14 protein-coding genes are annotated in these 15,977 nt (G+C 37.2%); 8 read left to right on the forward strand and 6 right to left on the reverse strand.

The genetic code is table 11. The features are described 5' to 3' along the window. Positions 1 to 14: 14 nt before the first annotated feature. Both dnaE and ACMAYS_RS08890 read right to left on the reverse strand, forming a co-directional pair. Positions 15 to 3,635, reverse strand: a complete 3,621-nt coding sequence (gene dnaE, locus ACMAYS_RS08885) for a DNA polymerase III subunit alpha (protein WP_103219177.1) — start codon at positions 3,633 to 3,635, stop codon at positions 15 to 17. 78 nt (positions 3,636 to 3,713) lie between these two features. Beyond that, the gene (locus ACMAYS_RS08890; protein ID WP_412463112.1) at positions 3,714 to 4,151 is read right to left on the reverse strand and encodes a YqaA family protein; all 438 of its coding nucleotides are present in this window, start codon (positions 4,149 to 4,151) and stop codon (positions 3,714 to 3,716) included. Between the two features lie 97 nt (positions 4,152 to 4,248). Between ACMAYS_RS08890 and ACMAYS_RS08895 the strand changes: the two genes are divergently transcribed. From ACMAYS_RS08895 to ACMAYS_RS08930, 8 genes are all read left to right on the forward strand, one after another. Then, positions 4,249 to 4,722 carry a CBS domain-containing protein gene (locus tag ACMAYS_RS08895; RefSeq protein ID WP_103219175.1) on the forward strand — a complete coding sequence of 158 codons (474 nt, stop codon included), beginning with the start codon at positions 4,249 to 4,251 and terminating at the stop codon, positions 4,720 to 4,722. A gap of 133 nt (positions 4,723 to 4,855) precedes the next feature. Continuing rightward, positions 4,856 to 5,482: a hypothetical protein gene (locus ACMAYS_RS08900; RefSeq protein WP_103219174.1), complete on the forward strand. Its 627-nt coding sequence runs from the start codon at positions 4,856 to 4,858 to the stop codon at positions 5,480 to 5,482. A gap of 24 nt (positions 5,483 to 5,506) precedes the next feature. Further along, positions 5,507 to 6,136, forward strand: a complete 630-nt coding sequence (locus ACMAYS_RS08905) for a hypothetical protein (protein ID WP_103219173.1) — start codon at positions 5,507 to 5,509, stop codon at positions 6,134 to 6,136. 17 nt (positions 6,137 to 6,153) lie between these two features. Beyond that, positions 6,154 to 6,660 carry a hypothetical protein gene (locus ACMAYS_RS08910; RefSeq protein WP_412463113.1) on the forward strand — a complete coding sequence of 169 codons (507 nt, stop codon included), beginning with the start codon at positions 6,154 to 6,156 and terminating at the stop codon, positions 6,658 to 6,660. After that, positions 6,661 to 7,524 (forward strand): TIGR02147 family protein, encoded by an 864-nt coding sequence (locus ACMAYS_RS08915; RefSeq protein WP_412463114.1) that lies wholly within the window; start codon positions 6,661 to 6,663, stop codon positions 7,522 to 7,524. It begins immediately after the preceding gene. Continuing rightward, on the forward strand, positions 7,521 to 8,597 hold the full coding sequence (locus ACMAYS_RS08920; RefSeq protein WP_412463115.1) for a hypothetical protein: 1,077 nt from the start codon (positions 7,521 to 7,523) through the stop codon (positions 8,595 to 8,597). Before ACMAYS_RS08915 ends, ACMAYS_RS08920 begins: the two co-directional genes overlap by 4 nt. Positions 8,598 to 8,718: 121 nt before the next feature. Continuing rightward, positions 8,719 to 9,630, forward strand: coding sequence for a hypothetical protein (locus tag ACMAYS_RS08925; RefSeq protein WP_103219169.1), 912 nt, complete (start codon positions 8,719 to 8,721; stop codon positions 9,628 to 9,630). Positions 9,631 to 9,926: 296 nt separating this feature from the next. Next, the gene (locus tag ACMAYS_RS08930) at positions 9,927 to 10,274 is read left to right on the forward strand and encodes a hypothetical protein (RefSeq protein ID WP_103219168.1); all 348 of its coding nucleotides are present in this window, start codon (positions 9,927 to 9,929) and stop codon (positions 10,272 to 10,274) included. A 357-nt stretch (positions 10,275 to 10,631) separates the two neighbouring features. Here the strand turns inward: ACMAYS_RS08930 and guaA are convergent, their stop codons facing one another. The 4 genes from guaA to ACMAYS_RS08950 form a co-directional block, all read right to left on the reverse strand. Continuing rightward, the gene (gene guaA / locus ACMAYS_RS08935) at positions 10,632 to 12,185 is read right to left on the reverse strand and encodes a glutamine-hydrolyzing GMP synthase (RefSeq protein WP_412463116.1); all 1,554 of its coding nucleotides are present in this window, start codon (positions 12,183 to 12,185) and stop codon (positions 10,632 to 10,634) included. A 19-nt stretch (positions 12,186 to 12,204) separates the two neighbouring features. After that, positions 12,205 to 13,683 carry an IMP dehydrogenase gene (gene guaB, locus ACMAYS_RS08940; RefSeq protein WP_103219165.1) on the reverse strand — a complete coding sequence of 493 codons (1,479 nt, stop codon included), beginning with the start codon at positions 13,681 to 13,683 and terminating at the stop codon, positions 12,205 to 12,207. 91 nt (positions 13,684 to 13,774) lie between these two features. Further along, positions 13,775 to 15,061 carry a hypothetical protein gene (locus ACMAYS_RS08945; protein WP_412463117.1) on the reverse strand — a complete coding sequence of 429 codons (1,287 nt, stop codon included), beginning with the start codon at positions 15,059 to 15,061 and terminating at the stop codon, positions 13,775 to 13,777. After that, positions 15,027 to 15,746 carry a tetratricopeptide repeat protein gene (locus ACMAYS_RS08950; protein ID WP_103219163.1) on the reverse strand — a complete coding sequence of 240 codons (720 nt, stop codon included), beginning with the start codon at positions 15,744 to 15,746 and terminating at the stop codon, positions 15,027 to 15,029. The genes ACMAYS_RS08945 and ACMAYS_RS08950 overlap by 35 nt, the downstream gene beginning before the upstream one ends. Positions 15,747 to 15,977 lie beyond the last annotated feature (231 nt).

Genomic DNA, 15,977 nt, shown 5'->3' on the forward strand with positions numbered 1-15,977 from the left:
TATCTTTAAGTATTTTACCCTACATCGCTGATTTTTCCATCAATAATAAACTTCACCGCATCAGCATCAAAAATCTCATTAATTTTTGCTGCCATTTGTGGTGTTGGGTTTACCAGATAGTCATTTCCAAGTGGCATTCTTGCTCTACCTGAATCATGTTCAAAAATAATATGTAGTGGAACTGTTCCTCTGTGACCTAAAATCGTCTGCTTAAGACGGTTTAGACGTCCCTCATTTAGAGATGTCATTGGAACATTCAAACGAACAGAAGATACCCTTTCCTCCGCCTGCTCCTTGAGCTTTTGAATCTTTGAAGGGAAGAATTTTCGCGGTTCCTCGGCCAAATTTACCTGTCCAGTCATAATGATTGGGTCATCAGTAGCAAGGATCTCTTCGTATTGAACGAATGTTTTTGGAAAAATGATACATTCAATCTTACCTGACAAATCTTCTAGGGTAGCAAAACACATGCGATCCCCTTTCTTCGTCATGATATTTTTTCTCTCAACGATCATCCCCGCAAGAACCATATCTCTCTTTGAAGTTCCATCGATATCTTGGATTTGTCCAATTGGCATCGAGGCCATTTGTTCAATAACACCTTGGTAACGATCTAGCGGGTGACCTGAAACATAAACCCCAATTAGCTCTGCTTCATATAAAAGTTTTTCACGGTCATCCCAGTCAGCAACAAATTGAATATCAAGCTGATTAGCACCAGTATCTTCTGTTGCCTCGGCCATATCAAAGAGATTCGTTTGTCCCATCTCTTTTTCTCTTTGGCGCTTTTGCGCGTAGGCCACAACCATTTCCATATTCTCAAGCATTGTTCGACGATTAAGATTTGTTTCACAACCATCAAAAGCACCTACGCGAATAAGTGATTCAATAACTCGCTTGTTAACATTCTTAAGATTTACTCTTTCACAGAAGTCGATGAAGCCAACGAATGGGCCATTCTCCGTTCTTTCACGGATCATCTCTTCAACACCACCTTCACCAACACCTTTAATGGCACCCATACCAAAGCGTAGGTTTCCATCAACAACGTTAAATAGCCAAAGCGACTCATTCACACAAGGAGCAAGAACTTGAATATCATGATTTCTTGCATCGTTAATGATTGTTGTGATCTTATCTGTATTTGAAAGTTCCGTACTCAGGAGTCCTGCATAGAACTCTGGCGGATAATAAGTTTTTAAGTATGCTGTTTGATACGCAATATATGAGTAGGCAACGGCGTGAGACTTGTTGAAACCATATTCCGCAAATTTCGCCATCTGATCATAGAGAGTCTCAGCAATTTTTAAATCGTAATTTCTCTCTTTTGCACCATCGAGGAAGATCTGCTTGTGTCTTTCCATCTCCGAAATTTTCTTTTTCCCCATCGCCTTACGAAGCATATCCGCTTGACCAAGAGAATATCCAGCAATAATACGGGCGATGTTCATAACCTGCTCTTGGTAGATAATGATTCCGTATGTATCGTTTAGGATTGGCTTAAGAGATTCGAATGGATAACTTTCTTCTTTGCGCCCGTGCTTGATTTCAACGAATTCATCGTGCATTCCCGATCCCATAGGACCTGGACGATAAAGAGCGTTGATGGCCGTAATATCATCGAGAGTATCCGGTGAAATACGACGACAAAGATCCTGCATCCCAGAAGATTCCAGCTGGAAAACACCAATTGTATCCCCTTCAGAAACCAGGTCATATACTTTCTTATCTTCGTAATCGATTGCTTCAATATCAAAATTTGGATCGTAGTCACGCTTAATAAAATCAGAAGCGTAATCAATTACCGTTAGAGTTTTAAGTCCAAGGAAGTCGAATTTTACAAGTCCAATTAGCTCAGAGAAGTCCTTATCAAATTGAACAACCTTTTCACCTTTTGCCCCTTTAAAAAGTGGACAATAGTTTACAAGCGGTTCAGAGGTAATGATTACTCCGGCCGCGTGAATACCAGCGTGGCGATAAAGTCCTTCAAGCCTTTTTGAAATAGTGAAGATTTGGCGAATCTTAGGATCAGTTTCAATAAGCTCCTGAAGCTTCGGCTCCATTTCAATTGCTTTATCTAATGTGATTCCAATTTCATCAGGAATCAGTTTTGATATCATATTGGCTTCAGCAAATGTTAAGTCATAAACACGAGCAACGTCTTTTACAACGGCCTTGGCCTGAAGCTTACCAAAAGTGATAATCTGCCCTACCTTATCTTCACCGTACTTTTGCGTTACGTACTCAATAACTCGCTGACGTCCCGCCTGGCAGAAGTCGACGTCAAAGTCTGGCATCGAGATACGCTCAGGGTTAATGAAACGCTCAAAAAGTAGGTTGTATGGTAGAGGGTTAATATTGGTAATTGTTAAAGCATAAGCAACAAGAGAACCAGCTCCAGAACCACGTCCAGGACCTACCGGAATCCCATTATCTTTTGACCACTGAATGAAGTCAGCAACGATAAGGAAGTATCCAACGAATCCCATCTGCTTAATAAGATCCATCTCATATTGAAGACGCTCGTAATACTTTGGTTTCTGCTCTTCCCAATCCGGTTGGTTAACAATATTTCTAAATTGCGGTCCATCAAAACGTGCTTGAAGACCTTCTTTTGTTACACGATCAAAGTATTCTTCAAGAGTTTCATCTGTATCAATTTCATAGTCTGGAAGATGATAAATTTGATTTCCTTTTTCATCAGTCCACGAAAGTTCAACATTACACTTATCTGCAATTTCAAGAGTGTTATCACAAGCTTCAGGTGCATAGTGAAATGCAGCTCTCATCTCTTCAGGTGACTTGTAATAAAATTCTTGCGACGTCATACGCATTCTATTTTCGTCAGCGTATGTCTTTCCTGTTTGAATACAAAGAAGGACTTCCTGAGCTGTCGCATCCTCAGGTGTCATATAGTGCGAATCATTTGTTGCAACTAGTTTGATATCGTTCTTCTTTGCAAAGTCGATAACTTTCTCGTTTACAATTCTCTGTTCAGGAATTCCATTTTCTTGAATCTCAAGATAGAAGTCATCAGGACCAAAGATATCTCTTAGTTTTTCAATTGCACGAATGGCACGCTCATCTTGTCCAGTAAAGAAGTTATAACCAACCTCACCTTTAAGACATGCTGTCGTACAAATTAGCCCTTCGCTATATTCGCGAAGAAGTTCCACGTCTGCACGTGGCTTATAGTAAAAACCTTCAAGATAAGCTTTTGAAAGGAGCTTACATAAGTTTTGGTAACCAGTATTATTCTTTGCAAGAAGAATCAAATGGTGAATTTGTCTTGAAGACTCTTCAGCATCCTGTGAACTAACACTAGCAGACTTCTTGGCCGCACGACGATCAAAGCGTGACCCAGGTGTGAAGTAAATTTCTGAACCTAGTATTGGTTTTATCCCTGCAGCTTTACAGCGAGTGTAAAAATCAATAGCACCAAACATATTCCCATGGTCAGTTTGTGCAATTGCCGGAACACCTAATTCCTTTGCCTGTGGAATTAAATCCTTTAAACGAATCGCTCCATCCAGTAGTGAATACTGTGTATGTAAGTGAAGGTGTACAAAGCTATCTGGGTGAGTTTCTTTTAGTGATTTCGTTTCGCTAGATTCGACGTTACTATCTTGTTCCATGGAGTCCTCAAAATGTCTTATTTAATCAGTGTGTCGTGCTATTTAAGTATCCCATTTTCAAGGCGTTTTGTCATATTCTTAGAACTTATTTGCTAACCAAATTACAAAGACATAACGCAACGCTTTACCGATATACATCGATAAGAAAACATACGCAGGGCGACAACGAAAGTAGCCGAGTGCTACGGCCAAGGGATCACCAACGATGGGAAGCCATGTCAAAAAAGCAAGGGCCGGCCCAAAGCGCTGAATAAGATTTTGCCAACGTACGATCTGCTCTTTACTAATCTTTAAGTATTTTTCACACCAGCTTATCTTGCCCAAGTGACCAAGATAAAAGCAGCTTACCCCTCCAAGAAAATTGCCAAGGCTTGCGGCCCAGAAAATATCAATTCTTGAAAGTCCTGCTTTTACAGCACCAAATAAGAATGCTTCAGAGCTGAATGGGAGAATAGTTGCGGCGGCAAAGCTTATAAAGAAAAGCCCTACGATGCCATAGTCTTGAATGAATTCCATTATTAATTATTATGATGATTTCTCTACATTTAATCAAAATCTTTTCAACTTTTAACAATACAATTTGAGATAGGTTTAAACAAAAAAGGGATGCATAATGGTTAACTACACTCCACCTATCGAACGCGATAAGGCCCCAAGACAAAGAGAAAAAGAAGAACACTTTACATCAAGCTATAATATTATAAATCGAGTTATCAAAGCTTTCGTTCCACTTCACACAAGTATGGATATGCAAGAAGCTGGCGAATACTTCATAAAACACAATATTACAGGTCTTCCTGTCGTTAATGAGTTTGAAAATATTGTTGGTTTTCTCTCGCAAAAAGACTGCCTCAAATATAGCCTCGATGCAAAATACTACAACCACCCTTCTTCACTCGTTGAACACTATATGAGCGAGAATGTTGTAACCATTCCTTCAAAGTCCAACCTCACCTTCATCGTTGAACTCTTTCTCCACTATCCTTTCCATGCATTTCCTGTTGTAGAGAACGAGAAAGTAGTTGGAATCATTGAAAGAACGACTGTTTTTGAAGTGATTCACAATATGAAAGGAACCAACTGGTAGTCCTGACTACATAAATCTTACTGACATTCAAATGAGCTGTTTACATTTTTGATACAGTTTGTGTACAAATGCGTTCAACTTTGACTTTTAAATCGATACAACACCTCCATTGGAAACGATCTGGGAGGATTCGATGAGAAAGTTATTAGTTTTTATTTGTACATTTTTGGCACTGACAACTAACGCTGAAGTTAGCAAGTGGTGTAAAGATACGAGTTTTATTTTAGAGAACGCAATTGTATCAGGTTTTGAAAGCGTGACTTATGAAGAGGAATTAGAAATCCTTTTAGATGCCTCACACTTTGTTCTAGATAGCACTCCAAAAAAGAACTTCTTCTATTTTTACACAACTCTTGCAAGTGCAATTAATGGCACTGAAGTTTACGATTCACCTGAACATAAGGTTCTCTTCCTAAGAAGACACTTAAGAGATGCAATTGGTGATCTTAATAAATTTCACGACAGACTTACTAGAAGACTTTGTCTTTGGTGTTATGGAAATCACAGAGAGTATGTTCAAGACATTCTTTCAAGAGGTCTTACAGAGGGCGAAAGATCAAAGAATGATGAAACAGAAATTGCAGTGCTAAATCGTGTAGCAGGACTTGCTATTGAGTTAATCGAAGAAAGTACATTCTCTAGAAATTATGAGTGTGCAAAGAAGAGTTTAACATTTGTTCTTCAAACGAATGATGTATCAAGCAAGAGAAGAAATGTTTTAAGCGCTTATAGAATGATGAGAAATAATGGTTGTAACTAATAAGTTAGAACTAGGGAGAGAGAAATGAAAAGAGTATTAATCGCAGTATTTAGTACTGTCATCTTAAGTACAAATACTTATGCACTTTTTGGTGGTAAAGATAATGGCATCACGGGAATGTATAAAGGTAAAGAGAGTATTTCCTTAAACTACGATGGTGTTAGATTCCTTAACAAATGCTCATTCGATGGAAGGCTTGGCTACAATGCACTTTCACTAGGTGCCGCTGGAGCAGCGTGGTCACTTGGTCCAATTGGGATCATCGGAACATTTATCTTGGTTCAAAGTTACAAGCAATCAGTATGCTTCAACAATAGCTATGTTCGCGAAAATATTTTCAAAGTAAAACTTGAAGCAAAGGTTGTTGAGACAAGTTCAGAAAGAATTACTCTTATGATTTCTTCACAAGACAAGAAAAAGTGTGCAGGTTTCTCAATCAAACTAATCGGTGAGCCCGATGGTTTTGGAGGATATGATCTATTCAAAAACAAAGAATCATACTTAAAAAATGAGGTCTTTGGTACAGCAACTTATGCGCAAAAAGAATTAGATATTGCAATTTCACAAGAGATATCAATGCTAACAAAAGGTCGCAATGGACACAACTGCATATGGGATCTTAAGCACGGATTAAACGTAAACCTAAAGAAATAATATTATAAGGATAAAAAATGAAAAGATTAATCACAGCAATTACCCTACTAACACTCTCTTTAAGTACTCAGGCACTTGGAAAGAAATCAATTGAAGGTGAATATAGTGGAAAGAAAAAGATCTCTTTAACTTACACGGGTTATTTTCAGGCTGATTGTAGCAAGTTTCTTTGTTTTGATTACGAAGACTACTATGGAAAAAGTAAGACTCTAAATATTAAGTTAGATGTTCAGATTACAAAATCAAGTACAGGTAGAATCACTGTTTTACTAAAGTCACAAGACAGAAAGAAATGTGCAGGTTTTGCAATGAGCTTCATCGGTGAAGAAGATGGTTTTGGTGGCTACGATTTATATCGTAACAAGAACGACTATTTACAAAACCTTAATATCGGAACTCTGACTTACCAAAAAGGTAAAGTGAATATTTCAATCCCAGAGAATATGACTCAAAAAACAAAAGGGACAAATAATTACACTTGTATTTGGAACTTAGATTACGGACTTGATTTAAAAGTAAAATAATTGGATATACAAACAAATCACCCATATTTATCAGATAAGCATTGCGTGGATATTTACAACTACGTAAATGCTTCTCTGTACTTAAGAGATACTTGGCTTAAGAAGAAAGAGCTTAACCCAAACTTCTCAATTAGGTCTTGGGCACAAAAACTTGGAATAACTTCCCATTCTCAGCTACACCAAGTTCTAAACGGAAAACGCAATCTTCCTAGTAAGTATATAATGACTATTGCGAGAGATTTAAAACTTGAGGCAGAGGAAGCAGACTATTTTGAAAAACTAGTAAAACTTCAAGCCGCAAAGTCAGAAGAAGAAAAATTATTCTATTTAAACTCAATACAGAGAAATAATGAAACTCTTGAAGTTTATGAAGTAGATAATTACGAGCTGATACGAAATCCTCTTAACTTCTTCATTCTTGAATTATTTTGCTTAATAGATGCTGATCTTACACCAATCAAGATTCAAAAATTACTAATTCATAACTACCCTCTTACAGAAATCAGAAAAAGTGTTGAGCTACTAACAAAGCTTGAAATGTTAATTTTAAAAGATGGTAGTTATCGCAAGGCCCACGAGACAGTCTTCACAGCAAATGATATCCCAAATATTGCCAAGCAAGAATATCACAAGAACATTGCTGAACTCGCAAAAGAAGCAGTTGAAAAACAAGATGTGAAGGACAGAGAGTTCTCTGGCTTTACATTTGGGATTCGCGTCGAAAATCTTCCACAAGCGAAGGAAGAGTTAAGAAAATTCAGAGAGGAATTTTCTCAAAAATTTATCGAAAAGGACTTTGAAGGAAATCAATTATATCACTTAGCAATTAACTTCTTTGCTATTTCAAATAAGGTTGACCAATGAAAGTACTTTTAATTCTAGCACTATCTTTATTAACTTTGACCTCAGCAGCTAAAGAACGTCCTGTTTTACGAGAAGGAGGCTCAGGAGTTGGCAATGGTGGTGATACAATAAGGCTTCGCTTTATAAACACAGGAAATGGTATCATCGATTATTATAAAGATGGTTTTAAGTCTATTAGTGAAGTTCTTGTATCTCCTCTTCTACTTAAGGCCCATCTAAATATCAATACGATTAGTACTTCCAATGATATTTTAATCGACAATCTTGGAAATCCAGTTAGCGCGATTGGGGTTCCGGGAAAGATAACTTTATATGTGGGAGATGCCATTCCAGAGCTTCACTGGAATAATATTTTTAAAAACTCTCGCCTTACAAACATTATGGTTCTTCACGAGCTTCTTAGAGCTCAAGGAATTAATGATGATAATTATGTCTACTCGACAAAAGTATTAATAAAGCAAGATATCTTGAGCTTTGGTGACTTTAAAATGAAATGGGCCAAGCAGTCTTTTGACATCGTTGAAAACACTCAGTTGCGTTCATTTAATTCACGCTCGATAAAAGAAGAGCTTGCATATTTCAAGCAAGGAAATTTATCACTTGAGAAATATAATACAATTGCACTTGCACCTTTAATTAATTTAAATCTAAATTTATCGAACGAACTTTATGCGGATTCGAAAGAACTTAATCGCCTAAAAACCTTAAGGGCAGATTATAAAATGTTAAGAGATATCATCCCAATGATTGATAAACTCTCTTATGATCAAATTCGAGGTAATCCAAATTATGTATTACTTAATAAACTAACATTAATACTACTACGTGACTTCTTCTTTAAAATTAGAATGACGAATTTTGAACTAACAGAGGAGAATAGCTATATCATTTCAGATTACACGAGTAATCTTTTAAGTGCGATCAGTTTTGCCTCTGAAGACTGGATGATTTGTACAGGTATTGAACAAAGCCTTGCAACTCTATCAAATAGCTCACTAGTATTTGATAGTAATGACCTTAAAATGATGATTTCAGCTACAATTACCCTGCTAAACGATAGTAAATGCTATTAGTTTTCAATAACTTAGTATCTGTAAATATTGCAGATACTAAGCTCTTTTCTTGAACGCGACCACAACTTCTGCGAATATACGCCATAAAAAGTATTTTCGTTAGAAATAGAAAAGAGAAACCATGGTTTTTAATCGTAAGAAAAAATCACCTAAAAACAAGGAACAGCTCGAGTTTAACTTTGAGCTTCCGCGTGAAAACGATCGCAATTTCCACCTTGGTGGAAAGTCTTTCTATTTCTTCGATTTCGACGACAATGTCGTTTTCCTTTCAACTCCAATTATTATCTTTCACAATGAGACAGGCGAAGAGAAGCTTCTTTCTTCTCACGAATTTGCTGCTCATAATAAGATCATTGGAAAAGAAGGACCTTACGCAAATTATCACATGGATTTCGATGATGAGACGGGAACTTTTAGAAATTTCCGCGATTCAGATCTTTCGCTTACTCAACGACTAACCGGAAGAAAGCAATCACTTATCACAGATATCCAGGATGCACTTGAAAGAAGTGATTCAACTTGGAAAGCTCCGAGCTGGAATCACTTCTATCATGCAACTTATAATCAAAGACCAGTTTCAATTATTACAGCTCGTGGTCACAGAGAAGATACAATTAAGCAAGGGATCGAAGTTATCTATAACGAAGGTCACCTACCAAATATGCCAAACTTTCACACTGTCTATGCTGTTTCAAATCCAGAAACTCGTGTACGACTTGGTGGACGTGATGAGGATTATAATGTGCCTGAACTTAAGTACAAGGCCATTATCGAATCAGTTGAACTTGCTATTCAAAAATACGGATACTCAGATTATCACCGCTTTGGAATGAGTGATGATGATGCTGGAAATATCGATCTCATTACAGATGCGATGAAAGAGCTAAAAGCAAAATTTCCACGTATGTCTTTCTTCGTTATTCAAACTTATGACAATGGCTTTGAAAAACGCGAAGTTCATGAGCACTCTGTTGAGACAATTTTCTCTAAGCATGAATCACGCCTTGATCAGCTTAACCTTTTTGCACAGTAATAAAAATAAAGCTGAACACTACCTAGGCAATTATTAAAAAAGTATTTTCAAATATTAAAATCCAGTAAGATTTCGATATGGAAAAGAAATTCATCAAACAAGTCTTTGCAACATTCTTTATCTTCTTATTCTCGGCCCTCATGTCTAATGCATTCAGTAAGGACCTTTTAAAGTTAATTCAGTAACTTAAGTCGACAAAAATCTAACACTTTCTAACTATTGAGCACAATATTTTGCGTTGATAGCATTTCTTCACTAGAATTTCCTATTAATTAACTTAGGGGTAAGGAGTTCAAATGAAAAAGATCGCAAAAATCACGTTAGCATTACTTTTGGCATCTTCTGCCCTGTCAATGGATTGTATCGGTTCAAAAAGATATTTGGACGACAGAGGACAGTCTCAACTTAAAGAAATCAAACTAGAAAATGCATTTGAGTATACTGATGCAAAAATTCACGCGGATATCGACGAAGCCTACTTCGTTTTCACAAAGTACGATAAGGAACAATTTGTCGCTAAGATTACATTTGGTCCTGATTACACGAAAGGAATTGTTTCAACAGCAACCTTTGATCAAAATAATCGTTTTGAGCTAGCAAGCGTAAATGGGGCAACTGTTTATAAGCTTGTTTGTACTCAGTAAGGTACGCGCCACCTTTTCGAGATTCAACATAGTTATCTAGTTTTTCTGCTCTAAATATCTATGTTGAAGCTCAAATTTCAATCCCATATTAAATATGCTAATACCTTAATCCGTTTGAAATTAGTTATTCTTAAAGAATCTTGATTTTGAAATAGATTGATGATGAATTCGAAAGAAATAATAATCTAAACCATTTAAATCTCGAAAAGGTGGCGCGTACCATAGCCGCTAAGGCTTTCCCATTGCGCCTGAGGCAACAAGGCCGACATAAACGTCGGCCTGTTGAAGTATTGATTCATTCCAAATGGTGGGGCGCTATAGCCGCGTCAAATCTTGGCTTTGCCAAGATGACCGCGGCTATTCCCATTCAATAGTGCCAGGAGGTTTAGACGTGATGTCATAAACCACACGAGTGATACCCTTAACCTCATTAGTGATGCGATTTGAAACACGAGATAAGAAAGCGTGTGGCATATCTGTCCACGTCGCAGTCATCCCATCACTTGAGTTAACCATGCGAAGACAAATAACTTCTTCGTAGGCACGGCCATCACCTTTTACTCCAACTGTTTTTACAGGAAGTAAAACAGTCAGTGCCTGCCAAGTTGATTCATAGAGATTGTGCTTATGTAATTCTTCAAAAAGGATTTGGTCACTTTGTTGTACCTGAGCAATACGAGTTTCAGTTAATTCACCAAGAACGCGAATTCCGATTCCTGGCCCAGGGAATGGATGACGGTGAACCCAACTATGTTCAAGACCAAGCTCTTCTCCCATCTTTCTCACTTCGTCTTTAAATAGGTAACGAAGAGGCTCAAGAAGTTTTAAATTCATTCTCTCAGGAAGTCCTCCAACATTGTGGTGAGACTTAATCGTTACTGACTTTCCATCTTCTTCATGGGGAGAGATTGATTCAATGACATCTGGATATAAAGTACCTTGTAGAAGGTATTCAAAATTAATGCCGTGATTTTCTTGATATTCTTTTACTTTCATTTCAAAGATATCAATGAAAGTTTTTCCAATAGCCTTACGCTTATCTTCAGGATCAGACTTACCTTCTAAGTTTGCCATAAACTCTGCCTTAACGTCGATCACTTCAATATTAAGCTGAGTTTTCTCTTTTAATGTTTCAATATGCTGGTAATCTTGAGGACGTAGAAGTCCGTGGTCAACAAAGAAGCAGTATAGATTATCACCGATTACTTCGTGTGAAAGTTGAGCTGCAACAAGTGAGTCTACACCACCAGAGAAAGCACATAGAACTTTTGATTTTTCAATTCCACGCACAAGCTCTTTGGCCTCTTCAAGCATTTCAGTCGCATCCCAATCTTTTTCAAGCTTTGCGATATCTTTAAAGAAATGATTTAAAATATCCTTTCCATGTTCACTATGTTCAACTTCAGGGTGAAATTGTAATCCCATCATTGGACGTGTTGTATGCTCAATTGCAGAAACAAGACCGTTTCCTGATTCCATGACAAGATTAAAATTTTCAGGAAGTTTTGAGATATGATCAGAGTGGGACATCCAAACGTTTACTTCTTCAGGAACTCCATCCATTTTGAATCCATTAATTAAATGAATCTTAGCATTACCGTATTCACCGATTGTTCCCTTCTCAACAACACCACCAAAGTACTTCCCCATTAGCTGCATTCCGTAGCACACACCTAGGATAGGAAGTTTCTCATTTTCAAAAACAAAGTCATAATTTGTTTCATCTTCAAATACTGATTGAGGTCCACCAGAAAGAACAAGAGCATTTGGCTTCTTTCCTTCGCTAAAAAGTTCGCGGGCCTTCTTTACTGTAATGATCTCACTTGAGTAACCGAGCTCACGTGATTTTCTTGTAATTAATTGTGTGTACTGTGAACCAAAGTCCACGATCCATATTTGTCTTGCACTCATATTTTATTATTCCTATTTTTTATTTTTCAATTTGATAGTTTGGCGCTTCTTTCGTAATCATGATGTCATGTGGATGACTCTCTTTAAGTGAAGCTGCCGTAATCTTTACGAATTGGGCCTTCTCTTGCATTTCTACAATTGTTGAAGCACCGATATAGCCCATACCACTTCTAATACCACCATTTAATTGGTAGATATTTGAAGCAAGGCTTCCTCTATATGGAACTTGCCCTTCAATGCCTTCTGGAACTAATTTTTGATCATCTACATCACCTTGTCCGTAGCGATCTTTTGAACCAAGCTTCATTGCTCCAAGTGAGCCCATACCACGGTAAACTTTATAAGTACGACCTTGATATAAAACCATCTCTCCAGGTGTTTCATCACACCCTGCAAACATTGAACCAAGCATGACACAACTGGCCCCTGCAGCAAGTGCTTTAACGATATCACCAGAGTATTTAATTCCACCGTCTGCAATAAATGGGATCCCTGCCTTAAAACAAACATCAGCACAATCCATAACTGCAGAAAGTTGAGGAACTCCAATTCCTGCAACAACACGAGTTGTACAAATTGATCCTGGACCAATTCCTACTTTTACACCATCAACACCAGCATCGATTAGAGCGAGACATGCTTCAGGTGTTGCAATATTTCCTGCGATAATATCAACACTTTGATCTTTAGAAATAAGCCCTCTTACTGTTTTAACCATACCGATGACACCTTTTGAGTGACCATGTGCTGTATCAATAATGATACAATCAACACCAGCAGCAATAAGATGCTTTGCACGCTCAACCTCTTTATCACCTACGCCAATAGCAGCGGCAACTCTAAGACGTCCTAATGCATCCTTGTTCGAGTTAGGAAAGTTGATACGCTTTAAAATATCTTTGATTGTAATTAGACCTTTAAGCTTTCCATCCTTACAAATAATTGGAAGCTTCTCAATTCTATTCTTATGAAGAATTTTCTGGGCCTCATCGAGATCAATCCCCTCCAGAGCTGCAACAAGCTTATCTTTTGGAGTCATGATATCTTTAACTTTTTGATTCAGATTATGTTCGAAACGAATATCACGACTAGTAAGAATTCCTACGAGATAGTTTTCAGAATCAACAACTAAAACCCCTGTAATCTTATTTTTACTCGTCAGCCTTATGACTTCTTCTAAATGCATTTCAGGATTAACTGTAATTGGATTTAGAACAACACCTGACTCGAACTTCTTTACCTTCTCAACTTCCCACGCTTGATCTTCAGGAGACATATTCTTGTGAATAACACCAATACCACCCTGTTGGGCCATAACAATTGCAGTCTTAGACTCTGTTACAGTGTCCATGGCCGCCGAAACGATTGGAATATTTAAAGCAATATTACGAGAAAACTTTGTTTTTAAAGAAACATCTCCAGGCAATACTTCTGAATATCCTGGTTTAATTAAGACATCATCATAAGTAAGGGCCTGAGGAATTTGTGCAATAGACATAAGACTGATCCCATCTAAATAGTTAAAATATAAGCAAATAGTTGCTTATATTTTAACTGAGATCATTTTTTTATAATACCGGGAATTTTTCTTAGTAGGCTTCTTTGTAATCCTGACTATAACTCTCAAGATCATTAATTAGACTGCTTACAGCATCGCTATGCTTTTGTTGACCTAAATACTCTTTTCTCAAAGATGTCTCAAATACATCATTTTTAAATTCTTCATCAACAGGTGAAGGTACAGATGCAGGATTTCTTAAAGACTGAGGCTTCTCTGGCCTAAACTTACGCTCTGGACGTACTCCTTCTTGTGGAGCTTCCCTCTCATACTCACGCTCTTTTTTCATTTGAGTAGGAGCCTTTTCTTCAGAAGCAGGAACCCTAGTATTTGGCCCGTATACATTAACTTCTACATCAGATTTAGTTGTGTAGTCTGGCTTAAACTTCTTAAAAGCTTTCTTCTTAGGTGACTCTTTTGCCATTTCCTTAAGTTTTTCTTCATAGAATTGCTCAAGTCGAGTTGCTCTTGCCCCACCTTCGACTCCAACAGAAGCAATCTCTCGACGAGACTTAACTGTTTGAGATTGTCTTACAACAATTTCACCAGGCTTATTAGAAACCCTCATATCTTCTCTAAGAGTAACAGAAGCTGTCGATCTTTTAGGAGTCTTTGTATATAGCTCTTGCGAAATCTTATTGTCTTTATGCCTTGGTGCTCTAGCAACAAGAGTGCGTTCATTCATCGGTTTAACTGCAGGAAATAAAGAAGTCACAGCTTCATAAGCGCTAGAAGAAATAGGTGTCGGAACTCTTGGAGCACCATTTTCATAATCTTCTTTCACAAAAGAAAAGCGGCCAGGGCCAACCTGTTCTTTCATAAACTCATAAACATTATTATTGATTGTATGAGTACCTGTAATACTTAAAATTTGAGTCTTTCCATTTTCTGGATCATAAGAAGCAATATACTCTCCACTATCGTACGAAATTGTCGCATTAACAGTTTGAAGTTGAAACTTATCATCAGTATTTTCAATAGACTTTACCCAGATATATCCAGACTTAAGCTCAACGATTTTATTAAGCATTGAGACATAACTTGAACCTGAAACATGATACTCGTGATCAAAGTAATCTCTAAAAACAAGTTCAGCGCCTACTTCAGTAAAAATATCGTCAAAGTCATAGATGTAGCTTCCTGCATCTAACTTCTTTGTTTGTTGATTACTAGTTACAAAAACATTCCCCTGCACTCTTGCAACAACGGCCCTTGGAGATTTTGCCGTTTCGGCACCAAGAGCAACTGTAAAAAAAGTCGAGATGAATGCTAAGATTAGCAGACTAGTTCTTTTTATATTTCTGTACGATTTTCTCATAGTGCCCACTTAGGATATTCCATTCAGGAGTGTTTCTATATTTCTTTCTAAATTCTTCAACGACTGCAAAGAATTCGTCTTTACGATTTTGTTTTAAATAACTCATACCTAGCCATAATTTTGCACCTAGGTAGTATTTTGATGTTGGATACTTCTTAGTAAGATAAGTGAAATATTTCTCACTCCAATCATAGTGTTTTCCTGACTCATAACTTGCTACACCTGCTTGAAATAAGAAGTCAGCATCAAGCTCTTTTGAGTTTGGAAAGTTCTTTGTGTATGCATTAAAAAACTGCGCACTCTTTTCGTAATTCTTAGAATCAAATTCTTTTTGTGCAATTGAGACCATCTCTTTTGCATCCCACTTATACACATCGTACTTAACGAGGTCGTTACTATCGACGCGTGCAACACTTGCAATTGTTCTCTTTGTATAACTCTCCTTTTTAGGAGCTTTATCTTTTAATTGTGTTTCGAGATAATAATTCTTACTTTCAAGAGTTTTGATTTTGTAATTAGCTTGCATAAGCTTATTGTTCATCTCTTGATTTTCTTTTGATAAAACTAGAATCTTGTCCTCTAACTCGTTAATGGCCTGGGCGCGTTTTTCAAAATGCTCCACATAGCTACACGATGTTAGCGACATCAATGCAAGTCCAAAGAATAAAGAATTAACGGTTTTCACTTTTTTTTCCTCGTTATTAGTACCTCTTCGCTCTTCTTTTCGGATAATGGACTAAAATATTTAGCAAAATTTGCGACTACGTATTTTTAAGGAGTTACAAGGCGAAATGTTAATATTCATTCACAATGTTAAGAGAGAAGCTTTTATCGTCAAATCTTTGTCAATTCCTAGATTTAGCGTCATGCTTTAGCGTATAATACCGCTAAGGTATGAAATTAATTAAGATATTTT

This window comes from Halobacteriovorax sp. RT-2-6, assembly GCF_047085025.1.
GTDB lineage: Bacteria > Bdellovibrionota > Bacteriovoracia > Bacteriovoracales > Bacteriovoracaceae > Halobacteriovorax_A.